The sequence below is a fragment of the Streptomyces sp. NRRL F-2580 genome (assembly GCF_000720115.1).
Taxonomy (GTDB): Bacteria; Actinomycetota; Actinomycetes; order Streptomycetales; family Streptomycetaceae; genus Streptomyces.
On sequence record NZ_JOIR01000011.1, the window covers coordinates 348,541 to 371,079 of the forward strand.

The window sequence follows — 22,539 nt, forward strand, 5'->3', positions numbered from 1 at the left end:
CAACAACAGGGGCAGTTGCCCGACCTCTGTAAGTGAGGCATAGTCAGGCGCCGTGCAGATCACATCGATCCGCCAACGCCTGTCTGTGGCATCCAGTACCCTCGCAAGACAACTGAATGAGCACCGCTTCAACCCGGACGCGAGCCACCGTATGGGGTTCGCCACCAGACCTCCTGGAGCGATCATGATCAGCCACCCCGTCGAGGGGGCTATTGTCGCGCTGCAACAGAGCGCGCGCGCCACTTTCGACACCTACCAGCTCGACAGGATCGATCGAGCCCTCGACGAGCTTCTGCGAAACCCTTCTGACGAGTCGACGCCGGCGGAGCACCGCGTCCGGTCAGCCATGGGGCACGCCTATGAGGTACTCGAACGCCGCAAGACCATCGCCCCTCTCGTCCACCTCGGTGCAGAGCACACCGAGCAGGGTGAGAGCGACCGGGACTATCCGCTGGTTGAGATCAACGAATGGCTGCGCTGTGAACCCGGAATCTCGCAGGAGCAGCGATCCCTGCTCCAGGCGCTCGCACGTGGTGAGGATGCAGCCAGTCTCGCGCATCGTGAGGGCCTACCCGTAGCCCGAGTGCGAGAACGCATCAGCCGCGCCCGGAGGGCAGCCCGCGAGAGCTGGAAGGCATCGGTGCCGGCTGCATGAATCCGAGACTCCTCCGACTTCGCCCGTGGCTCGTACGAGCACTCATCCCACCGCAGTACATCGGAACTTACGTGCTCTACACGTCGACAGGCGTCCCGAGTTACGTCGGCCGCAGCGACACAGACCTCCGGCGACGGCTTCTCCGACACTGCACGAACCGGCGAGGCGCGTACTTCACGTACGACGTCCACAACAGTCCGCTGAACGCCTACGAGGTCGAGTGCGCACTGTTCCACACGCTCACGCCCGGGGTCACTAACCGCATACACCCGGACCATCCCGCCTACCAAAAGGCCATCTGCGTGTACTGCCGGGCCGTACAACGCACTGTGCGGAGACTTCGCCTCGCACCCCAGGCCTTCAAGATCGATCCCGCTACCAGTTCGAGTGAGGACCACTGATGACGACAGCCCCTCTGTTCCAGGCCCCCGGCGACCAGCGCGCCAGCATCATCCAGATCGACCGCGCCCTGGAATCAATGCGTGACGCCGGCTTCGACCTGACGGCCGCCATTGGCGAGCCTCTGGACAACTCCATCCAGGCCGAGGCCACCTTGATGCGAGTCCTCCCGGTGTACGGAGCTCGCAAGAAGACCATCGAGAAGTTCATCATCTCGGACAACGGCGTCGGCATCGACCCTGCGATCATGCACAACGTGCTGTCCATGGGCTACAGCGCACGCTACAACGAGCGCGACGGCCTGGGCCGTTATGGGATGGGACTGAAGCTCGCCGGACTGAGCATTGGCGAGCGCATCGACATCTACAGCAAGCGCGCCAACAGCCCGAAGATCCACCACAGTTACGTCGACCTTGAAGAAGTCAGGGACGGCAAGCAGGAGTACATCAGCACCGACGAGGTCCAGGAGTGGCCTGAGGAAGCCGCAAAGCAGATGGTGGGCAGGGACGGCCGCCCACTCGCCTCTGGAACCGTAGTGATCTTCAGCAAGATTGACCGGCTGTCTACCGGCGGCACCTACGGTACGTCCCTGGATGAGAAGATCGCCGATCTCCGCAAGTTCATCGCGCGCGCATTTCGGACCTACATCGACACGGGCCGCACCATCGAACTTGAAGGCAAGCCGGTCACACTTCACGACCCCCTCTTCCTGAGGGACAACCCTCGCATCATCGCACGGTACAAGTCGCAGAAGCTCGACCCCCGCGGCGTTCTCGTCGAGGAAGGCGACATCGAGATCGACGGCCACAAGGTCCACGTAAAGGTCGGTCTAGTACCCGTTGAATTCCGCCCCTACGCCATGGCAGGTGGACATGTGGACCACCAAGGCCATGACATCACGGAGTTCCAAATCAACCCGGAGAATGCCGCAAAGATCAGCATCCTGCGTAACGGCCGAGAGATCTTTTACGACGGCATCCCTCGTCTCCTGGAGGCGACACGGACAGATAAGGCCATCCGGTACGTGGCCATCGAGGTCTCCTTCCCTGCGGAGTTGGACGAGTACTTCCAGGTGCGCAACGTCAAGCGCGGAGCTGAGCCCGTGACGAAGCTCCGGAATCAACTGAAGGAGTGGCTGAAACGACCCATGCGGCAAGCTCGCAGCCAGATCCGCGAATACTGGACCGAAGTCGATACGCGAAAGCGTCTTGAGAGCGGTCCGCATGACGGAAGCATGGCTACCGCAGAGCGGGCTAACCGCAACCTTCCGCAGGGTATTGCGGGACGGACTGTGACTCCGGAGCAGGAGGAACAAATCGTTCTGGACGCGGCAGAAGATATGGGGCTTGACCCAGTAGTCGATGCTGTAAAGGTCGATGCACTACGCGAACAGATCCTGACCAAGCCCATTACTCTCTTCGATGCGAGCTGGCCTGGTAAAGAGTTCATCGTGGTTCAGCACCTCAACGGCAAGGCCGTCGTGAAGTTCAATCTTCGACACACGTTCTTCCGTGAGGTCTACGTGCCGTTGAAAAAGCTCGCTGACCAAGGCACGGACGGCCTCACGCCAGAGGACATGCTCGACCTCGCCCGTCGTGCCGAGGCAGCGATCGATCTCCTGTTCATGGGCTACGCACGCGCGGAATCCATGTCCCCGAACGCAGAAGAGGACTACAGCCAACTGCGCACGCATTGGGGCATGTTCACCGAGGCCATGCTGAAGGAAGAGCTCAAGGACGAGTGACTGTGTGCCCGGCCCGGCTCGCCCCTGCCGGCGCCGGCATCACGCTCCAGCCAGGCTTGGCTGATTCCTGCAGCCGGAACCCCTTGTTTCAGGCATCGGGCTCCGCGGATGCGTTGTGACCTGCAGGATGCCGTAAGGGGCGAACTCAAAAGTCACCAGCGATGCGGTCGTCCAACGGCCGTCGACACCAGGTACAGATCACAGTGGGAAGGCAGTGAAGGATGTTCGGCTCGGGCGGCAGGCTCACGTTCCGCGACTATGCGCAAGGCACCTGGGGGAGCTTCGATACCCCCGCGGGACGGGTCGACTACATCATGACCAAGGCCCGCCTTGGCGGGGATGCCGACACGCCTGAACGTCAGCTGACGAAAAGTCTGGCCCCAGTACGTGAGGTTATGGACGCTGGCGACCTGGACTTCAACCAGCTCTTGCAGCGCGATCTCGATGACCACCGAGTGGCGGTCAAACTGATCCCCTATCTACTCAAACCCCAAGCAACTGGTCCGGCATTCTTTCCCCCCATCGTCGCAGTACTCCTGCCGTTTCGGAACAAGCAGCCGACGTTCTTCCCCGTACTCGGAGAGGGCACAGCGGTCGCCGCGGACGAAGCCGAGTGGGAACAGCAGCAGGCCGGAAACGCGTTCCAGACGCAGCGCCTGCTCGGCGCCGACGGCAAGCCCCACGGAGCGAACGTCGGCAAGCTGTGGTGGAACAACACCGAAGCGCGCCTGGTCGTGCTGGACGGCCAGCACCGAGCCATGGCCCTGCTCGCCATCGAGCGGACGCTGACCAAGTCATGGCAGGAGTCGTCCGCCGTCAAATTCCGTTCGTTCTATGAGCACCAGGTTCTTCGTGCGCTCGAGGAGTACGGTGCCGGCGAGCCTGACCTGTCGAAGGTCGAGGTCCCTGTGACCGTGTGCTGGTTCCCCGACCAGACTGGTGAAGGCGCTCGCCCCCACGAAGCCGCGCGGAAGTTGTTTGTCGACGTCAACAAGGAAGCTCGTCCGCCGAGCGAGTCTCGCATCATCCTCCTTTCGGACGCCGAGCTGTCCAACGTCCTCACACGAAGCATGCTCAGCGAGCTGCGCAGTCGCAGCGAGGACTCCTACCTCCCTCTGTACGCGGTGGAGTACGACAACCCCGAGGTCAACAGCTATCGGCCGGCCCGCTGGTCGGTGCTCACCAACATCAACTTGCTGAAGATGGCCGTCAACCGGTGCGTATTCGGCCCGCAGAAGTACCTCACCAACGTCGCGCAGCAAATCTCCGGCAGGGAAGGTGATGAGGCGCGTGACAAGTTCATGCGCGCCCAGCTCGACCTTCCCTCGCTCCTGCCGAAGTACTTCGAAGATGGTGGCCGGACCTTCGACCGAGACACCGTCGGTGACAAGCAATTCCCGCTCGGGAAGTTGGACGCGCTGAGTGACAGGTTCAGGGAGACCTGGGGCAAGGCAATCTTGACGCTCTTGTCCAGCACGGCCCCCTACGCTGCACACGCCTCGGCCTTGACCAACCTCAAGAACGACTGGCTCACCGCGGACACCTTCGCGGCCCTCGCTCATGATGCGCTGTTTGGCGGGGTGGGCGTCTTTTGGACCCTCCGCGACAGCTACGAGCACTACAAGGACCACCGGGACATTGGTAGCAGCCGGCAGCCCAAGTCGGATGTCATTCGCGCCTGGGAGGCCCTCAAGGGCAAGGAAGGCGACTTCGACGAGTACCGGGCATTGGAATACTTGGGGTCGAGGCGGCCTGAACGGGTCAAACGGTGCAGGGAAGCGTATTCCGTGCTGAATACCCACGCCTGCCAGCTTGGCCTCGTCATGACCTTGGGGTCGCTCTGGGAGTTGCGCAAGGTACAGCCGGGGGATGTGGACCTCAATGATCTGCCGGCCTTCGCCGAGGCCCTCGTCGGTGGATGGAATTCCTTCTTCCAGATCGAGAGCGGAAAGGCGCGCGACCGGAAACTTGCCTTCAACAAGGTGGGCATCTCATATCCGATCAACCAGATCGTGAACATGGAATCCCCGCAGGCTATCTATTTCCGATACTTCTGGATGCAGGCGCTCGCGGTGCCTGATGCCTGGTCTCACGTGGCTACTTGGTTGCCAGACCGGGATGCCTTCGACCACACGCTAGACCAGGCACGACGAACGTACCTGGAGCTGTGCATCAAGCAGCAGTTCAAGGCTCTGAAGACGAACCGCCCGACCGCGGACGATAAGGACCTTAAGCATGATGCGGAGAAGCAGGCGACCGGGGCGCTCCGGAGCGCGCTGAAGAACTGGTTCCAAGTAGATGAGGAAGACTTCGCAGAGTGGCTTAGCCGCCCCGTCCCGCGGCAGCGCAAGACTGGCGAGCCGGTACTCGACGATGCTTTGACTGAAGCAGAGTAGACCGCGGACCAAGCGCCCGATGGTCGGCCGCTGCTTTGGCACACCAGGTGTCTCCAGCTACGTGCTGGGGGCACCTCCTCACGGAGTCCCGTGCCGCCACGAGAGGATCGGCAACGCCCCTGCGGCGCAGCCTGAAATTGCAAGGATTTCAGCGGGCAACGTGCCGCTTCTTCAGTTCTGATGGCACCGTGCGGTTTCTCGCACAGGTCGAGCCCGGGGTCGGTTCCCGCGACGTGGTGTATGGGATCAAGCGCCTTGGCGCGGGACGCCATCGACCTCGGGACTTGGCTGCGGCCGTTGGGCAAGCACCTGAACCAAGCGGGCACCCGAAGGTGAACCCCCGGCGATACGGTTATTCCGGGTCCCAGACAGCGCTGAAGAGGGCCAGCTCGAGCACGTCTGGGGCTGCGGGCCAGTCGATCGCCGCGGCCGCGAGTCGATCGTTGGCGGCGTACATCCACCGGAGGTAGACGTCGTAACGGTGGGAACTCCAGCCACTGTCGCGCCAGATCCGCTTGGCGATCGCCTCGGACCACTCGTAGCCAACCGCACGTCCAGCCCTCATAGCGTGCCGGCGCAGGACCCCGGCCAGCACGCTGTCGAGGATCAGGGGGCGCGGACCCTTCACCTCTGGCAGCGCGAGGCCCGCGAAGTAGAGGAATTTGGTCAGGAACGCCGGCCCGAGGCCATGGAGAGTATTCAGCACCTCGTAGGCGGCGACCGCGCCCTCATCGACGAGCAGGGACACCGCCTCGGTGATGACGGCCTCAGCGCTGGGCTGGGCGAGCACCTGACGAGTGCGGTACGGGCCGTAGCCCGTAACACCGTAGCCCCACACCTGCGTGGCCACGAATGCCTGTGCCCAGCTCTCGGACTGCTCCGCGGCCTGGACTGCGGCCACGACCTCAGCTCGACTCACCGAGGCCGAATCGGCCGCCGCCCGGTCGGCGAAGGTCTTGGGCCAGGGCGCTACGGCCATCCACGTGGATGGCGCGTACGCGATGGTGTGAGCGCCGCTTCCGTTCGCGTACCGCTGGCCGCGCTCAGGGTCGGCTAGCCACTGCCCCAGCGACTCCACTGCGCTTTCCGGCAGCAGCAGTTCGAGCATCGTCTCATCGAGCTTGTCCGCCCGGCTCTGGTCGTACCTCATGGCTAACGTCGCCCCCGTCTCCTCATGTGACGCGTCATCGTGGCATGTAGCGGTGGCTGAGGCGCCCCGCCGACCCTCGCACTGCTGGCTTTGCCCGCTTCCCACTCCTGCGGTCACCACGACACCGCATACCATGGGACAGCTCGGCGCCGGCCTGCTATACCTCCGCCAGGTGTGCGTTCTGCTCTGCCTTGCGCAGTGATCTGCCGAGCCGGGAGCGAGGACATGAGGGGGAACGTGGCCGAGATGCCGCCAAGGACTGTGCCGCCGCAGCCGATGCAGATTTCGTCGTGGCAGCAGGCCGAGCTCAACGCAGCCCGCTGGATGCGCCACTGGGGCTATACCGATGCCACCGCACGCCCCGGAGGCCCGGACTCAGGCATCGATGTCCGCGCTACCGGCGCACTGGGACAGGTCAAGTACCAGGCCGCCCAGGTCGGGCGTCCGGAACTGCAACGTTTCGTGGGATCGCGCCCCTACGGGTCGACCGCACAGCTGATCTTCTTCACCGGCAGCGATTACGCGCCCACCGCCGTGGCCTACGCCCAGGAGTGGAACATTGCGCTCTTCAGGTACCGCCTGGACGGCGCGATGACGCCGGTCAACAACACGGCCCGCCGCGTCCACCGCTCCTCCGCATCCACCGTGCCAATAACAGCTCGGAACCCCGAAACGGTCGGAGAACAGACATTCTGGCGGCGGAACTGGCGTGTGGTCGTGGGTGTTTGTCTCCTCATGGCACCGTTGGGCTCGATCGGAGACGAGAAGACCTACACCGGCCCGCTCGTCCTGGACATCCTGGAGCTCATCGGCATCCTCCTGGTGTGCTGGTCGCTCGGTACGTTTCTGATAGCCGCACGGTTCGGCATCCGCATCTCCCTCCAGATCCGGCCCTTCCGGGCGGGCGTCGCTTCCCGGCCAGAAACGAGCCCAGCGACAACGGTGGGCAGGACTCGTATGCCACGCCCCACGCACGACCGCGCCACAGCGGCCTCCACAACCCAGCAGGATGGCTTGGTGGCTGAGGCCGCACGTCTACTCCGTACCGGCGGCAAGCGGCATCACGTCGACAAGATCCTTAGAGATCGCGGCGTCGGATTCATGGATCGAGGCCGCATCCTTATCGAAGCCAAGAAACTCAACAAACGTTCCTGAGGACCTTCCACCCGTTACATGGAGGCTGGCCTTCCCGTCCCCGGCTACGATCGCAGACGACAAGATGGGCTGCGCCGGGGTGTCGAACTGGGGCAACGCCGGCGCACCCCTCAGCTCAGGATCAGCCCGTGCCGGATGATGGACACCTGAATGCCCTTCATCGAAGACTACCGGGCTAGCTTTGCCTAATAACGGGCCCCAAAGCTGCTGCTGGAACTCAACGCCCCTACGGCTTTGAAGCGACTACTTCCGCGAGCTTTCGCTTGGCGATTGCTTCGTCGAGTTCCTGCTTGAAGATCCGCAGGAACGTCTCCAGAGACCGTGGCCTATCGTCGAACCACTCGTCACGAAGCACTTCAAACCCTCCGTGCGCGTACTTGTTGAACTCCTTGACTCCCTCTTCGCTGAGGTGGTGTCCGGAGGAATTGGGCTCTAGGAGCTTCTTGATCTTCGCGTGAACGTCCTTCTTCTCGCTCATTTTGATTCCAAGGTCCTCCAGCTCCTGAGTCAGGAATAGGGCAACGAGGACTTGCTTCCGCGGTGCGTATCTTTCTGGGAAGTACGAAATGAGCTCAGGCGCCGCGCTGTTGGGTGTTGATACCTTCTTTCCGGTGGCGATCCCTGCCATGAAGCAGAAGTAGAAGGCGTCAAAACCGATGCGAAAATCCTTCTCGTATAGCGCCTTAAACCATTCCTTGGCGTCGTCGCGAAGTCGGAATGGCTGTGGCGCCCGTGTCGGTTCACTCGTCATAGCTACACCTCCTCGCTTTCCATCTGGAAGTCATCGAAGAAGGCCTCATCCGCGATCACGAATCCATCGGAGCTTTCCATGGTGCCATCAAGCTTTCGCGCCTCGTCTTCGTATCTTTTGGTTCTGGGGCCTTTGCGGAAGATGGTCAGGAACTGAATCTCGTCGCTGCTTGACTTCTTCAGGGAGGATACGAAGCCGGGACGCTCGGTGGAGATGATGAAGGTGATGAACTGACTCGTGAGCGTGGGAATGAGCTCGCCGATTCGCCGGCGTACATCCAAATCGATCGCGCCGGCAGGGCTGTCCACCACAAAAGGAAGCTGATGCTCGGATCGATCAAAAAGGGTTGCAAGGAATGCATAGGCTACGGATAGCGTCTCGCCCATGCTGCCTGCTTCTTGATCCTTAAGCTTAAGGCATCTGTCGATTTCGGCAATGGTGATGTCGTTGTTGGGCAGAAGTTCGTGGATACGTTGATTTGCATCATCCCGCACTTCTGTGAGGATGCCTTTCCGTGCCTTGCTGTATGCACCCTCGATGATGCCGTGGAGGATGTCACGCTTCTCTCGCAGGTCGCGGGTTTCTGTAATCTCTGCAAGGCGCAGCTCTGCCTCGCTGATGCGCCCCTCGATGACCTTGATCCCGAAGGTTCGCTCGTCCTTCTCGTCCTCAGACTTGTTCTTGAATTTCTCTAGCTCTTGATCGATTACTGATATCCGTGCGCGAAGACGCTCGATCTGTTCTTTTGCTTCTTTTACGGCTGGGTCCGCTTGCTCGACCTCTAGCCGCAGTTGATCGAGTTCATTCTGGGCATCGCGTTCCTTGCCGACGGAGACTTCGAGCGCTGCGATACTTTCGAGGAGCTCCTCCTCTGGGGTGGTGCGAGACTCTCCGACAGCTTCATGAATCGATGACTTCATCGAGTTGAGTAGTGAAACATCGTCCGATCCGAGGTATTGGTGTGCACGTTGCTGAATTACGCTACGTACCTCGTCATCTATAGGCCGTCCACAAATGCACTCAGGTTCAGCCGCCAGCTCTTCGAAGAATTCTCGGGCCGCGCTTTCAGGTAGCTTTACGCGATCGAGGCCGGTCTTGAGGTCGTAGAGCTTCTGAGCGAAGAATGGTGACAATGCGTGCGGGTTGCGCATGGCCTCCAGCAGGTCTGTGGCTTCCTCGCGGGCCTTTTGGGAAAGATGAGTGCAGCGTGATTCCAGCCTGGCTACTTGCTGACCGTGCGCTTCACCCTTCTTTGTCGCCCGGTCGTAGAGGTCCACACGATCGGAAAGTTCCGCAGCGAGCTTGTCGCGTTCATCCTTGAGCTGCTTCCGCTGTGATACAAGGAAGGTTCTGCGATCGCGGAGTCTGCCGAGCCTGTTACGGCGCTGGCTGAATCCTTTTTCCTCAGTCGCCGTCACTTTGCTGGTGCGGCGATCCCAGTATTCGGATACCTTCCTTTTGATGGCAGGGAGTGAGTTGATTTGAAAAAGATTTTCGACAACTGTCTCAGCTCGGACTTGCTGTGGGTTGAGTAGGTCCTTAGCGAGCTCCCCATCAAACACAAAGAATTTTACAAATGTTTCGGTAAGGAACCTTTGGAAATCGCGAGGGGGGTGAAAGCCGTCGACCTGGCCTTTTCCGTGTGTAGTCTTGTAGGAGGCCCTTCCGTTTTCAAAATCCAGGTTCAAGATGATAGTGACAAGCTGCTCGTTAAGTTGCAGCCTCACTTCGAAAGAGCCATGACTGGGTCGACCCTCCCGCTTCTGGAGTCCTCTGACCATGTCCCGGTCCCAGCTGCCGTCGGTCGCTGAGCCAGACAAGGTTGCCCGCAGCAAGTCGATTGTCGTGGTTTTGCCAGTGCCGTTGGGCATCTGGACTAGAGAGGTACTGTGGAGCCCCCCGGCTTGGCTTCGGAAGTCCACATGGTGATCGGGGCACCGGAGCCCGGTGGCCGTCCAACCGAGAATCTGCATGACTGCCGGCATCAGAAAAGCTCCTCGGCGTCGCGGCGGCTGGTGGTCGTGCTCTCGTATAGAACATCGAGTCTGCGCTCGGCTGCATCGGAGTCGTTGACGTCTTCGTTGCCCGATGTGACAGCGGTCATCCAGGCGACAAGCCGCTGTGCCAGCTTCGGATCTTGTCCAGCCTCGGCTACGGCATCTCGGATGCCTTCGGTTACCTTCGAATCTAGGCTCATTTACCATTCTCCTGATGACGGATGCCCGACAGATCCGTCAGCCACGTTTGTCTTTCCATGTCAGAGTTCGGCGTGTCGTTTTCCGAGGCGCGTACGAAGTCAACGATGTTTGCGACCTTTTTAAGGTTCGCAGGATCGGTTCGCAGCGACCTTCCGATTCGCTGGATGGTTTCCAGGTGGGCGCGTGCTGATGAAAACAGCACTACGGTGTTGAGGGAGCGGATGTCGATACCCTCGGACAAGCGATGGCAGGTGACCAAACACTGAAGATCACCCTGCGCGAACCGGTCTAGGGTGCTCGACTGTTCGTTAGTGAAGTAGCTGTGAAAGTCTGGCCTGTATTTATGAATGAGGTCGAGGACTTGTTGCCCGTACTCTTGTGTCTCCGTGAAGACGACGCATCTCTCCAGGAGTTCAGGGTGTACTGCTATGAAGTTATCGAACTCAGGAAGTTTGGCCTGGGAAGTTTTGTATACATTGGCCAGTTCAATTGCAACATCTTTTTCGCTCATCGGATCGCCTGCCGCTGCCCGCGCAGCCTTCTTGGCGTGAACATCCCGCAGGCGCTTTCGGTCATGCTGTGTGAGTTCGTAAGGCAACGGGAAGTAATTGAAGGGAGCAAGGATCCCGCGCTGAATTGCCTTGTCTAGGCCGAACTCCATGAGTACGGGGCCTACGTGTTCCTCAATGAAGGCGTTGCCAGCGTCATCGTATTCCCGGTCTGGCGTGGCGCTCAATCCCAGCCGGTACCTGATTGGATCGGACAATCCGGCGAGGCGTTGCGTTGTGCCGGCACTGCCTAGCCCATGAACCTCGTCATGTACCAGCAGGGTTCGTTGGGCACGCTGTGAGGAGAGCTTGCGAAGAGCCGCTGCCAGCGGATCGCGCGTCGGTCCTTTGTCGCGAGAGACCAGCAGGATGCGGTCCTTCGTTTCGAGGGAGTAAGCCTGTAGATCCTTATGTGATCCGAAGTCTCTATACAGTCGGACCTGGCGGGGAAGGTCCCGCTGGGCTTGCAGGAGTTCTGTATGCCACTGTTTGAGTAGGTCGGTTCCTTGCATGGCTATGATGACGTTGTCGATCCGGCCCATTGCGAACAGCGCCTTCATGATCTTCAAGGCCGTTCGAGTCTTGCCCGTCCCCGTCGCCATATTGAGGACGCCGCGCTCCGCTGTGAGGAAGGCTTTGAGCGCCTCATCCTGGTGGCGCCACTTATTGCTTCGTGGCTGCTGCGTGCGCGTGTTAGCTCGGTAGGTCTGCAGGAGCCGCTGCTTGGCTGCCTCGGGGAACGAGTACACCTCGACGCCGATGTCGGTGCCGGTCCATACCTGGTCGAAATGTTGCCGCTTGCGTGCTGCCCGCACAGGTGACTCCCATGCTGGGTAGACGTCTATGCACTCGCGGTTGTTCTCGAACGCGTTCCGTGACTCGTTCGATGACCCGCTGAACGCAACATACTCGCCGTCCGTGTCCTCGAAGACCCCGATCTTTTCGTGGTAGATGCCGGACCCGTGCTTTGGAACCGCGATCCGAATCTCCAGTCGTTCCAATTCAAGTAGGCGGCTGAGCCGTGCGACGCCGTCGCCGACACCGTCTGCGAACTCTTCAGAGACGATCTGCTCCAGTCGCTCGGCGCAGATCGTTTCCTTGGACGTACCGTTGGCTATCGCGTTGAGATCGGCTTCAGTGAGCTCGACACTCGTGACCAGGCGGATCTTGCCGTCATTGAGGACGAACTCACCTAGAGGGGACCCGAAGGACTCCAGAGCAGTGCTCGAGAAGTAGCCGACTGCCCGCCAGTAGGTGCTCGCCTCGCGCAGGGCCGGGCGAAAGAACTCCTCGACGAGGTTGTTGTATCCGGATCTGTAGTCTTCCTGATACCGGAGGTTCCTCAAAGCCACGGAGATGAGACTCCCTTCAGATGCGCTTGCATCAGCACCACTGGCGGTTCCTCCATCCGCAAGGCTTGCGGGTCAAAGCATGCCAGGACCTGCTGCGCCGTGTTGGGCGACGGACAAGCATTCTCTCGTGAACGCGGCTGAGTTGGCGCGCCCGGTTGAGGAATGTGGCCTTCCGTCAGCCAGGACACCGACCGCTGCCGCGTTCGACAGGCTCTCGCGCCTGGGCGAGGCCCGCGAACGCCGACCCCGAGTGGCGTGCCCTGGTGGAGGCCAGCGACGAACTGGCCTGCCACGTCTACCTGGTGGACAAGGCCAAGGAGGAGGCCCCCGTCCCGGCCACTGTGGAGGGCCTGGAGCGCCTCTTGGCGGCCCCCGCAGGAGGAGAAGGTCGTCCGCTCACCAGGAGTCGCGGAAGGCCCAGAAGCCCACGCTGAGCCAGCCGGCCAGCCCCTCCATCCTCTCGGAGGGCGGAAGTGGACCGCCTGCGGATCTGGCAGCCCAAGCCCGAGGCGCTGGCCGCGATGAAGGCCCGTCTCGGCCTCTCCGCGACCGGCCGATCCCGAGATTCCCCCACAGGGAGCCCGTCACCGCCACGGCAGGATGTCGGGGTCTTCCTCCCGGGCGTGGTGGATGATGACCCCTTAGCGCTTGCCGACGAGGGGGTAACGGCGATGAGACGAGGCGACTTTCCGGTCATGATGGAGTTCTTCCGGGCCCGTCTGCGTGAGGATGAAACTGCTGCTCGCGCAGTGAAGCCCGGCAAGGATGAGGGCACGGCAAGGTTGCAGGCCCGGGTCCTCGCCGACGTCGCCGCCAAGCGCCGGCTCATGCACTGGGTGGAGGAGTATCCGCGGAAGGCGGAGGACAAGGGCTCCGCCTTCTTGGAGAGGGTGGTCGCCAGAACTTCGCTGAGCCTTCGTAGCCCGGTGATCTACGAACTCGTTGCGGCGTATGCCGACCACCCCGACTTCCGGCCCGAGTGGCTGCCGATCGAGGGCGAGCAGGAGTTGGATGAGGAGTGCGAGGCCGGCGCGTACGAGAGCAGCGCCCGCAGGCGGGGCCGCACCGTCTGACCCGCAGAGGTACGAGGGCCCGTCACTGGGCCTTTTCACTGGGGCCATTGATCGAGTGACGCCGACGGAGTGGGTTGGGGCGTGCAACGGACGGGGCTCCCGTGCCGTTGAGGGAGGTATTCGCCGGATCACGTGGTGTCGGAAGCAGGACCTCCTTGCTCAGACCCGCAAGGTGACCGAGCAGGTATGGGTGAATCTGGAGAAGGTCGGCTTCAAGGGGGCGTGATGGCTGGGTCTCATGGTCGTGAGCGGCACTGGGCGTCACGTGTGAAGGGATGACACTCGCGCCCGGTTACCACGCACACCTGAGGGGGTCTGCCGCGGTACTCAGCCATCCGGGCTGCATGCTCGGCGCGGATCATTTCTTCTGTTTCGGCAAGGCTGGTGAGGCCGAAACCTTCGCTGCTTACCGCTCGCGCGACTTGGCGGATCGTCATGAAGGCGAGTTCTGGGAGCGGCTCGTCGAGCTGATCCCATGCGGCGTCCTTCCGCGCGGCTCGAGTACCGAGATTCTTGGCTGCGGGCTTTGACGCGTGGTCGTGCGCGCGCTCGCGAAGGATCTGCTCGCTGGCCCGGTCGACTGAACCGGCGACCGAGACGCCCCGAGCACCCGAGAAGAACCCGTGGTCGGCCTGTGCCATACACATCCGGGCGGCGATACTCACTTCGCGGAGTTGATTGATCAGGGCCTCCAGCTCTTCAACGGAGCGTCCACCGGGGGAGTGGGCATGCTCAGCAGCCAGGCGAGAGGGCAGAAAGTCGCGGAGAACCGCCGCCTTCACCATCACTTCGGCCGCGCCCCGGATCGCGACCCCGTAGGGAACGATGTCAGCCATGAAGTCAGGATGCGCTAGACGGCCGTACGGCACACTGGGCTGCGAGGAAGCTGGTTCATTGAAGCCGCCGCAGGGCTATCCTGTGCGGCTCATTCGTTCGGCTAGGTGATGTACAGAGTGCCTCGGGTACGGGCACATAAGTGCCGAGGCCACCATCACGAGCCGATTACACCGCGTTCTGCTCACGAACCTACGTGCTGTGGGTGAGTCCGACCGGGAGGGCTCCCCATTAGGCGTCCGGCTCCTCAGGGGAGCCAAGTCTCCCCAACAACTCGGTGACTAGGGCGTCGTCACGACCGAATCCGGGCTGCAGCAACCAGCGGATGTCTACTTCAAGGGGAGGCGCCGCGGGTTGCTCTGCAGCACGCCGGGCATCGTCGAACCTTGCCACCGCGATCGACGCAGCGGCAATTTCGGGCCGCTCGGATTCTTCGTCACCAATAAATCGGAGAAGCTCACGCATCCTGTCGATATAGTACGGGTTGTCGCCGCTTTCGTCATGCGTGACGAGATTGCGGAGATCTTCGAGTGCGCCACGCATCAGCTGTTCCCGCGCATCGCCCGTGGGAAGCCCGGCGGATAGTTCTTCCAAGAAGCCATGCAGCTCAACCAGCATAAAAGCATCCGCGTCCTCTTCGGGATGCATTAGGTCGGTTCGGATTCCCTCGGACACGCGGTCGCGGAACTGTTTGACTCGGTCCCCGGATACCAAAGTACTTCCACTCAGCGCATGCGAAAGACTCACCATGTGCGAATGATGTTCGTAGGGCGTTAGGTAATATTCTGTGGCCTCCAATGTAAAAGTTGCGAGCGGGATGGAACCCAGCGTCTCAGCCGTCTCAAGAGCCCATTCCAGATGGCTGGCCCGGGATTCATCCTCCTCCGAGAGAGACGTGTCCACGCAGTCGATCGTGTTGCGGACTGCATCAACCAGGCACTGCGGGTGCGCCTTGAGCTGGGCAAGGATTCCGATGCCATCGGCCATCTCCGCTGCGGCGACAAGGCTGTGGACCTGCCTCGGCTCGACGCATGCAGCCAACAGCTCCCGGATCCGCACTCGATCGGCGTGGAGGTGGTAGCGCATATAGTCGTTGATTGACGGGTTATGAGGATATACCGCACCGTCATCAAGGCGCAGCATGGTCCCCTCCAGTAGTTGTAGCGCCTTGCGGAAGGTCCGACCGTCAGCTGTCGCGCCGAGGGCGCGACGATAGCGCGACCACGACTCCTCCAGGGTGTTCAGCTCTGCGGACTGAAACGTAAAGAGGACTTCCAGTAGATGAATCCCTTCGTCCGGAACCTCGTTTTCAACTATGCGTTCCCACACGCGCCGGGGATCCGTAAGGTTCTCCATCATCGTGGTGATCGCATCGCCACCGCCCTTTGCGCGGGGCGCGAGTCGCAGAGTCTCTTCAATCAGGCGTGGATTGAAGTTGTTGTGCTGGACGATCGGTCTCCAGGCCGCCGGGTCGGCGAATCTGGCCTTCTGATCGGGTGACAAAGAGGACCGGCGGACGTGGTTGTAGAGAATCTCGCCGCGCACCCCGAGACTCAGATCATTGAGGCAGACGACTGTGAGGGCACTTGATATCTCGGGATACGTGAGTCGGTCGTGTCTGAGGCGGGCGTGTTCGAGGATGTAGTCGCGGGTCGTCATGATCAGAGCCTTAAGGGGCGAGCGCTGGATTTCGTCGATGACCGAAAGGATCCTGGAGTCCTCGTTCTTGTTGAGTGAGGACTCCAGGGTGGTCTGGCCAAGGAAATCGTCGTAGAGAAAGACCTGCGGTACTGTCTCGTCCCACAGGTCAGTGATCTCCTTGATGTCGCTGGATACTTCATGCAGCTCGTAGCCCTGGTCCATCAGCCAGCAAGCCAGCATGAGGGCGTTCGTCGTCTTCCCCACGCCAGGTACCCCCGCGATGACACAGACGCGTTGCTCGCTCAGGACCTCCTTGGCACGTTCGAAGCCCTCATGGGGGACGAAGCTCTCGGCGCTTCTGATTAGGCGTCGGCGTAGCCAGGAGGACTGGAGATGCTTACCTTGGTGCAGCACAGTCCTCAGGATTGCCGTGCTGCTCAACCAGAGTCGAAAATGGCGCCGGACCAGCTCCGGGCGACTCCCAAGCTCCGCAACGATGCTCTCCAGGCCGTGAATGTCGCCAGCGCCTCGAATGTAGGGGTGGAAGGCTGCCCGCAACTTTTCCTTGCCGTCCACAGTGAGTCCCACGCTGGTGGCGATGACATACCGGTCCGGTTTCAGCTCGATGACCTTGGGCAGTTCGTGCTTGATCAGGTGTCGTGTCAACTGAGCCTGGCTGCCACGAGGCCAGTGCTTGCACTGCACGATGGTCGTCGTTCCATCGTTGGCAACGTGCCGCAGGTCGATTCCGTGATCGCGGCCGCGCGGGAAGATCTCGAGCGGCACGCCAAGCATGTCGCCGAACAGGTCGCGGCAGACCACCTCAAAGTCATGGTCCGTCAGTCGCCCTACGTCGAAAGAGTCCATGCCGCCCTCGCCCAGATCAGACAGATACCACTCACGGGGCCATTCTGCCTTCGGGTGAGTGCGCCGCCGGAGGGAGATCACCGCATAGCGTGATCAGGGCGGGTGGCGTCCGTGCCGGACGACGCTCAGCGGCCCGGCCGGCGCCACCGCAGTTTCGCCCCGTCGAGCCTCCCCTACTGCATGGACGGCAGACGTCGACTGACTGGGGCACCGTACGACGGCCGCGTCCAGACCACCTCGACACGAGAAGAAGGGCTTTGACGGAAACAGGGTGCTCGATGGTGGGCACAGTGACAGGGGCGTACGTGCGGCATCCGGCACGGCCGAAAAGACAGCGACATGGCTGAATTCAGCCTATCGGTTGGGTAGTGGCAGTTTCGTTTCTCGGGCCACCGCTGGGCGGCGCTTCCGCGTGCCGTGGTCTGGCGGAGATGGGTGGGGAGCGACTGCTGGGGCAGAGGGTTCCGTCGCTCTAGCTGATCCTGTTGACTGTGACGCAGATCCCGCCGAATCGGTTGGCCGCGCACCCGCAGCCTGACCTAGAACCGTGAACCTATGCGGTCACGGAACTAGGCAAACCGGACGGAAGTACCGGGGGCTGCGGCCGGCAGCGGGGCCAGGGCGTTCTCACCGTCAATCTGAGGCTGTCCTCGGCCACGGACGGCGTTACGCAAAGTGACGGTGCGCGAGGCGGCCTTGTGCCAAGGCGTGGGGAACCGTAGCAACTCGTGCGGTGCTTCGGGGATGCTAGCTAGCCGGAAGAGCCGTCGTGAGCTTCGCGGGCGCGGTAGAAGTGCGGGACGCCGGGAAGTCGGTGTGGCGAACGCCTAACGACCCTCGATGGAGCAGGATCGAGGAGGATGTAGCCGGACGGAAACGGATAGATATGTCCGATCCTTCGGCATCTTCGCAGGTGAGACGCGTCACTGAAATGGGTTCGAGTCCCACCCGCCCCACTGCGAGCCGCAGGTGCAGAAACGATCGCACCTGCGGCTTCGGCGTGTTGTGGGTCACTTCGGGATTCCTGCGGGCCTGGGCGGGCCCTCCCGGGCGGGTCCGGGCTAGAAGTCCTCCGTTTCGTCCGCGAGGTGGCGCAGTACGTCCGTCAGGTCCTGGCGGCGGGCGAAGGCCACGCGTTGGCGGTGGGCGCCCGAGCCGTCGCGCAGGAGGCCCGCCAGGGTCTTGGCCGCGTGGTCGAGGTCGCCGGCGGCGGCCAGGTCCGGTGCGACCAGGTCCAGCAGTGCCTCCGCGAGGTCGGCCGCGGGGAGTTCCGTACCCGTGTACGGGTCGAGCCCGAAGCCCTCCAGTCCGTCATGCGCCGCCCGCCAGCGGGCGAGGCGCAGTACGTCGTCCCGTACGGCCGGTTCGGGGCGCCGCTCCTCGATCTCGCGCAGGGCCGTGGAGACCAGCGCGCGGGCCAGTTCGGCCTGGAGGATCGCCGAGTCGATGTCCGGGGACATGTCGGGCGCCCGGATCTCCAGCGTCGGCCAGTGCCCGGACGGGCGGAGGTCCCAATAGACCATCTTGGTGTCCAGGGCCGCCCCGGAGTCGAGCAGCGTCTGCACCGAACGCCGGAAGTGGGCGGCCGACGTGAAGTGCGGCGGCAGCCCCGCCGAGGGCCAGCCGGACCAGGCCATCGCCCGCCAGCTGGCATGCCCCGTGTCACGGCCGCCCCAGAACGGCGAGTTGGCCGCCAGGGCGATCAGCGTGGGCAGCCACGGTCTGATCCGGTTGGACACCGCCACGGCGGTGTCCACGTCGAGCGTGCCGATGTGGATGTGCCGGCCGCAGCTGACCAGGGTGTCGGTGAGCGCGCCGAAGCGGCGGTGCTGCTCGCGCTGGCGCGGCTCGTCGTCGGTCAGGTGCAGCGGCCCCTCCACGGCAACCACCGGCGAGGGAGCGGCCAGCAGCCGGCAGCCGTGGGCGCGGGCCGCCCGGCCGAGGGTGCGCCGCAGGGCGGCCAGTTCGGTGCGCAGCGCGGCCGCGGAATGGGCTATCGGGGTGGAGATCTCCACCTGGTAGCGGGTGCCCTCGGGGTGCAGCTCGCCCGGCAGCCCGTCGGCCGTCGCGAGGACCAGCGGGGCGGCGGGGACCACCCGGAAGGTACGGGCGTCGACGAGCAGGAACTCCTCCTCGACGCCGACGGTGAGGGGGACGGCGGGGCGCACCGTTTTCTGCGTCGTGCCGGTGCTCGTGGTGCTGTTGCCAGGTTCGATCACTACGCCTCCCTGGACATACGAGTCTTTTCATCATGAGCTGAACACGAGGTGGGGAGCGCACGTCGATTCAGTCAAATGTCCGGTGATAGTGGCGAGTTACCGGCAAGACGCCATCCGCGGCGGGACCGCGGGGCCGGATGGGGCGACTGTTGCCGGTGTGTGAGCCACGCGATAACCCCTCGGGGCGCCGAACGGCCGCCGGTTAGGATCCCCTGTGCTCCCGACGACCGCTCCCACCCGCCCCCGGCGGCGCATATTCGCCGACCTCACCCCGCTGCGCACGTCCGCGGACTACCGACGGCTGTGGGTCGGCGGCACGATCTCCTGGGTCGGCCAGGCCATGACGGCCCTCGCGATCTCGCTCCAGGTCTACGACATCACCCGGTCCAGCTTCTCCGTCGGGCTCGTCGGGCTCTTCTCGCTCGTCCCGCTCGTCGTCTTCGGGCTCTACGGCGGCGCCATCGCCGACACCGTGGACCGGCGCAAGCTCGGCCTCTACAGCTCCCTCGGCGCCGCCGCCCTGTCGGTCGCCCTCGCCGGGGCCGCGCTGCTCGACTACCACCGGGTCTGGTTCCTGTACGGGGTCGTCGCCCTCCAGGCGGTGTGCGGCGCGCTCACCGGACCGGCGCGGTCCGCGATGATCCCGCGGCTGCTGCCGGCCGAGCAGCTGCCCGCCGCCAATGCCCTGAACTCCGTGACCATGACCTTCGGAACGATGGTCGGGCCCGCGCTGGGCGGGCTGATCGTCGCTGCCGGCGGCTACGAGACGGCGTACCTGATCGACGCCGTGACCTTCACCGCCGCGCTCTACGCGATGTGGCGGCTGCCGTCGATGAAGCCCGACCGGGCCAAGGAGGCCCGGGGCCGGGCCTCCGTGGTCGACGGACTGCGCTTCCTCGGGACCCGGCCCAACATCCGGATGACCTTCTTCACCGACCTGTCCGCCATGGTGCTGGCGCAGCCGAAGGCGCTGTTCCCGGCCGCCGCCGTGCTCTGGTACGGCGGCGACGCGAAGACGGTCGGCCTGATGGTGGCCGCGATCGCCGCCGGGGTGCTGCTGGGCGGGCTGTTCTCCGGCTGGCAGGGCCGTATCCGCCGGCACGGGCTGGCGATCCTGCTCTCCGTCGCAGGCTGGGGACTGGCCATCGCCGCGTTCGGACTCACCCGGAACCTGTGGCTCGGGCTGTTCTTCCTGGCCCTCGCCGGGGCCGCGGACACCGTCTCGATGGTGTTCCGCAGCACGATGCTCCAGGCCGCCACGCCCGACGAGATGCGGGGCCGCCTCCAGGGCGTCTTCATCGTGGTCGTCGCCGGCGGGCCCCGGCTCGGTGACTTCATCGCCGGCAGCACCGCCGACCTGACCTCCCCGGCCCTCGCCGTGACGGGCGGGGGGCTGGCGTGCGTGCTCGTACTGGGGCTGCTCGCGCTGCGGTGGCGGAACTTCGCCCGGTACGACGCGAGGTCGCCCGAGGCCTAGTCGCTGGGACCGCTGGGCCGTGCGGGTTGGCTGCGCCTTGCGGGCGGGTTGGCTGCGCCGCGCTTGGCTGCGCCGCTCGGGCGGGGTCGGGTGGGGGCCGGTTGTGCGGGTTGGCTGCGCCGCTCGTGCGGGGTCGGTGGGGGCCGGTTGTGCCGGGGGCGGGCGCGCGCCGGGGCGTCTTCTCGGGCGCCGAACGTGTCGGGGGGTCGGCGAGCTGGGCGGAAGTGTGTTCGGCGCCCTGCGGGGATCACCCCGGCACACACCCGCCCCCGTCCCAACCGGCGGACGTACGCCTAGCGGGCGCGGCGCGCCGGGAGCCCGACGTCCATCCGGGAGAGCCGCGTGACCTGCTGCGCCAGCTCGTTGTCGTCGCTGACCAGCAGCAGCCGTACGCCGGGAGGTGTCCTTCGCGCCCAGCGGGGCGGCGAGGTGCAACCGTGCGGTGATCTTGAACTGCTGCTTGAAGCCCCGCTTCAGGACGATCAGCCGGCCGTCGCGGGTCGGCGCGAGCTCGACGGGGCCGTGCCCCGCGTCGACCGGGCAGGCGTACTGGCGCGCCAGCCGGAACTCGCCGTTCCGGCCCCGCTCCCAGGTCTGGATCCGCTGGCGGGCGCGTCCCTGCGCGTCCTTGCCGTCCCCGGCCGGCGGCCCGGAGAGCGCGGCGGCCGCGGCCGCGGTGGTGGCGAGCGTACGAAGGCGCCCCTTCACACGCGGCCGGATCGGGCGAACCGCGCCGGGCTGATCCCCACGTGCCGCACGAAGTGCCGGGTCAGGTGCGCCTGGTCGTAGAAGCCCGCGGCCGTCGCCGCCTCGGCCGGCCCCGTGCCCGCCAGCAGCAGCCGCCGCGCCAGCGCCACCCGCCGCCCCGTCAGGTACGCGTGCGGCGGCAGCCCGTACGCCGTCCGGAAGCTCCGGATCAGGTGGGTGGGGTGGACGTGGCCCAGCTCCGCCGAGGCCTCCTCCAGGCCGATCCCCTCGGTCACCCGCGCGTCGATCAGCTCGCGCAGCCGTACGGCGAGCCCCGCGCCCGGCGCCCCGTACGCCGCCGGGGCACGACCCGCGAGCCACCGGTGCAGCCGCTCCCGTACGAAGGCCAGCCGCGACTCCGCCTCCAGCCGCTCGACGGCCCCGGCCGGCAGCTCCCGCGTGCCGAGCGCCCGGTGCAGCCCGTGGACGCGCTCCCGCAGCACCGGGTCGAGCAGCAGCGGGGCGTCGACGGCGGCCCCGGTGAGGCTCTCGGGCAGGACGGAGGCGTCGAGGTACAGGTTGCGCTTGCGGAAGCCGGCCTCGGTGACGGTCCGCCCGTCGTGGACCACCCCCGGCGGCAGCAGGATCACGGAGTCCCGGACCCCGGCGCCGTGCCGCTCGCGGTCCAGCGCGAAGTCGACCCGCCCGCCGTCCAGGATCATCAGCGTCCAGGTGTCGTGCATGTGCGCCGGGTAGGCGTGGTCGGTGAACCGGGCGTGGAAGACCTCGGCGATCCCCGGGACCGGCGGCTGCCAGGCGGAGACCGTGCTGCGCGGACGTATCGCGGCCATGTCAGGAACGTACAAGACCGCCCGCGCCCGCTCCGCGAGGCTGTCCGCATGACGACACACAAGGTCAACATCGCCGAGAAGCTGGCCGGGTTCACCGAGCAGTGGGCTCCGCACCGCATCGCCCGCGTCAACGACTACGAGGTCAAGGCCGCGAAACTCCAGGGCGAGTTCGTGTGGCACAGCCACGAGGACACCGACGAGCTCTTCCTCGTGATCAGCGGCACCCTGACGATCCGCCTGCGCGACGGGGACGTGGTGCTGGGGCCGGGCGAGATGTACGTCGTCCCGCGCGGGGTGGAGCACTGCCCGGCGGCGGACGAGGAGACGGCGATCCTGCTGTTCGAACCGACGGGCACCACCAACACCGGCACCGCCGGCGGCGCCCGCACCCGCGCCCCGATCGACGCCTAGCCCTGGTTGCACCGGGGCTCCGCCCCGCACCCGCCCCCCAAACGCCGGAGGGGCTGGATTGGTGCGGCGAGGTCGAACCGGCCGGTTGGGACGGGGGTGGGTGTGTGTCGGGGTGATCCCCGCAGGGCGTC

At 64.2% G+C, this 22,539-nt stretch carries 16 protein-coding genes and 1 pseudogene; 7 read left to right on the forward strand and 10 right to left on the reverse strand.

Features of this window, described 5'->3' with window-relative positions:
* The first annotated feature begins 52 nt into the window (after window positions 1-52).
* The 3 genes from IF88_RS43515 to IF88_RS0115060 all read left to right on the forward strand — a co-directional run bounded on the left by IF88_RS43515 (window position 53) and on the right by IF88_RS0115060 (window position 5,194).
* Window positions 53-655 (forward strand): hypothetical protein, encoded by a 603-nt coding sequence (locus IF88_RS43515; protein ID WP_234323539.1) that lies wholly within the window; start codon window positions 53-55, stop codon window positions 653-655.
* A gap of 400 nt (window positions 656-1,055) precedes the next feature.
* Window positions 1,056-2,798 carry an ATP-binding protein gene (locus IF88_RS0115055; RefSeq protein ID WP_030711237.1) on the forward strand — a complete coding sequence of 581 codons (1,743 nt, stop codon included), beginning with the start codon at window positions 1,056-1,058 and terminating at the stop codon, window positions 2,796-2,798.
* 221 nt (window positions 2,799-3,019) lie between these two features.
* Window positions 3,020-5,194, forward strand: a complete 2,175-nt coding sequence (locus IF88_RS0115060) for a DNA sulfur modification protein DndB (RefSeq protein ID WP_030711239.1) — start codon at window positions 3,020-3,022, stop codon at window positions 5,192-5,194.
* 352 nt (window positions 5,195-5,546) lie between these two features.
* On the opposite strand, the gene IF88_RS0115065 is transcribed toward IF88_RS0115060, so the two are convergent.
* Window positions 5,547-6,344, reverse strand: coding sequence for a hypothetical protein (locus tag IF88_RS0115065; protein WP_030711241.1), 798 nt, complete (start codon window positions 6,342-6,344; stop codon window positions 5,547-5,549).
* Between the two features lie 246 nt (window positions 6,345-6,590).
* Between IF88_RS0115065 and IF88_RS42050 the strand changes: the two genes are divergently transcribed.
* Entirely contained in the window at window positions 6,591-7,499 is a 909-nt protein-coding gene (locus IF88_RS42050; RefSeq protein ID WP_234323545.1) for a restriction endonuclease, read from the forward strand.
* 226 nt (window positions 7,500-7,725) lie between these two features.
* On the opposite strand, the gene IF88_RS0115075 is transcribed toward IF88_RS42050, so the two are convergent.
* The 4 genes from IF88_RS0115075 to IF88_RS0115090 form a co-directional block, all read right to left on the reverse strand.
* On the reverse strand, window positions 7,726-8,250 hold the full coding sequence (locus tag IF88_RS0115075; protein ID WP_051836892.1) for a hypothetical protein: 525 nt from the start codon (window positions 8,248-8,250) through the stop codon (window positions 7,726-7,728).
* Window positions 8,251-8,252: 2 nt separating this feature from the next.
* Window positions 8,253-10,121, reverse strand: coding sequence for a hypothetical protein (locus IF88_RS0115080; RefSeq protein WP_199808076.1), 1,869 nt, complete (start codon window positions 10,119-10,121; stop codon window positions 8,253-8,255).
* 113 nt (window positions 10,122-10,234) lie between these two features.
* Window positions 10,235-10,447, reverse strand: coding sequence for a CxC ATPase DNA modification system associated small protein (locus IF88_RS40335; protein WP_037805927.1), 213 nt, complete (start codon window positions 10,445-10,447; stop codon window positions 10,235-10,237).
* Window positions 10,444-12,348: a DEAD/DEAH box helicase family protein gene (locus tag IF88_RS0115090; RefSeq protein WP_030711250.1), complete on the reverse strand. Its 1,905-nt coding sequence runs from the start codon at window positions 12,346-12,348 to the stop codon at window positions 10,444-10,446. The genes IF88_RS40335 and IF88_RS0115090 overlap by 4 nt, the downstream gene beginning before the upstream one ends.
* A 473-nt stretch (window positions 12,349-12,821) precedes the next feature.
* Here IF88_RS0115090 and IF88_RS47240 point away from each other — a divergent pair, with 473 nt between their 5' ends.
* A complete protein-coding gene (locus tag IF88_RS47240) occupies window positions 12,822-13,421 on the forward strand; it encodes a DUF6221 family protein (protein WP_063754800.1) in 600 nt (199 codons plus the stop codon).
* Between the two features lie 236 nt (window positions 13,422-13,657).
* On the opposite strand, the gene IF88_RS0115100 is transcribed toward IF88_RS47240, so the two are convergent.
* The 3 genes from IF88_RS0115100 to IF88_RS0115110 all read right to left on the reverse strand — a co-directional run bounded on the left by IF88_RS0115100 (window position 13,658) and on the right by IF88_RS0115110 (window position 18,982).
* Entirely contained in the window at window positions 13,658-14,257 is a 600-nt protein-coding gene (locus IF88_RS0115100) for a hypothetical protein (protein WP_158754387.1), read from the reverse strand.
* Window positions 14,258-14,486: 229 nt separating this feature from the next.
* A complete protein-coding gene (locus IF88_RS0115105) occupies window positions 14,487-16,763 on the reverse strand; it encodes a restriction endonuclease (RefSeq protein WP_051836893.1) in 2,277 nt (758 codons plus the stop codon).
* Window positions 16,764-17,824: 1,061 nt separating this feature from the next.
* Window positions 17,825-18,982 carry a carboxylate-amine ligase gene (locus IF88_RS0115110; protein ID WP_051836894.1) on the reverse strand — a complete coding sequence of 386 codons (1,158 nt, stop codon included), beginning with the start codon at window positions 18,980-18,982 and terminating at the stop codon, window positions 17,825-17,827.
* Between the two features lie 214 nt (window positions 18,983-19,196).
* On the opposite strand from IF88_RS0115110, the gene IF88_RS0115115 reads away from it, so the two are divergent.
* The gene (locus IF88_RS0115115) at window positions 19,197-20,459 is read left to right on the forward strand and encodes an MFS transporter (RefSeq protein WP_030711256.1); all 1,263 of its coding nucleotides are present in this window, start codon (window positions 19,197-19,199) and stop codon (window positions 20,457-20,459) included.
* Between the two features lie 390 nt (window positions 20,460-20,849).
* Here IF88_RS0115115 and IF88_RS49585 read toward each other — a convergent pair.
* Both IF88_RS49585 and IF88_RS0115120 read right to left on the reverse strand, forming a co-directional pair.
* A pseudogene (locus tag IF88_RS49585) lies at window positions 20,850-21,167 on the reverse strand (esterase-like activity of phytase family protein); the annotation flags it as partial.
* Entirely contained in the window at window positions 21,164-21,997 is an 834-nt protein-coding gene (locus IF88_RS0115120; RefSeq protein WP_030711261.1) for a helix-turn-helix domain-containing protein, read from the reverse strand. The gene IF88_RS0115120 and the pseudogene IF88_RS49585, both read right to left, overlap by 4 nt.
* Before the next feature lie 48 nt (window positions 21,998-22,045).
* Here IF88_RS0115120 and IF88_RS0115125 point away from each other — a divergent pair, with 48 nt between their 5' ends.
* Entirely contained in the window at window positions 22,046-22,408 is a 363-nt protein-coding gene (locus tag IF88_RS0115125; protein ID WP_030711263.1) for a cupin domain-containing protein, read from the forward strand.
* Window positions 22,409-22,539: the final 131 nt, after the last annotated feature.

Coding starts and splice junctions, on each gene's coding strand:
- IF88_RS0115105 (WP_051836893.1), bottom strand. CDS start 16,763: ATGGACTCTTTCGACGTAGGGCGACTGACGGACCATGACTTTGAGGTG.
- IF88_RS0115075 (WP_051836892.1), bottom strand. CDS start 8,250: ATGACGAGTGAACCGACACGGGCGCCACAGCCATTCCGACTTCGCGAC.
- IF88_RS0115055 (WP_030711237.1), top strand. CDS start 1,056: ATGACGACAGCCCCTCTGTTCCAGGCCCCCGGCGACCAGCGCGCCAGC.
- IF88_RS0115080 (WP_199808076.1), bottom strand. CDS start 10,121: ATGCCCAACGGCACTGGCAAAACCACGACAATCGACTTGCTGCGGGCA.
- IF88_RS40335 (WP_037805927.1), bottom strand. CDS start 10,447: ATGAGCCTAGATTCGAAGGTAACCGAAGGCATCCGAGATGCCGTAGCC.
- IF88_RS0115125 (WP_030711263.1), top strand. CDS start 22,046: ATGACGACACACAAGGTCAACATCGCCGAGAAGCTGGCCGGGTTCACC.
- IF88_RS0115060 (WP_030711239.1), top strand. CDS start 3,020: ATGTTCGGCTCGGGCGGCAGGCTCACGTTCCGCGACTATGCGCAAGGC.
- IF88_RS42050 (WP_234323545.1), top strand. CDS start 6,591: ATGCCGCCAAGGACTGTGCCGCCGCAGCCGATGCAGATTTCGTCGTGG.
- IF88_RS0115120 (WP_030711261.1), bottom strand. CDS start 21,997: ATGGCCGCGATACGTCCGCGCAGCACGGTCTCCGCCTGGCAGCCGCCG.
- IF88_RS0115100 (WP_158754387.1), bottom strand. CDS start 14,257: ATGGCTGACATCGTTCCCTACGGGGTCGCGATCCGGGGCGCGGCCGAA.
- IF88_RS0115065 (WP_030711241.1), bottom strand. CDS start 6,344: ATGAGGTACGACCAGAGCCGGGCGGACAAGCTCGATGAGACGATGCTC.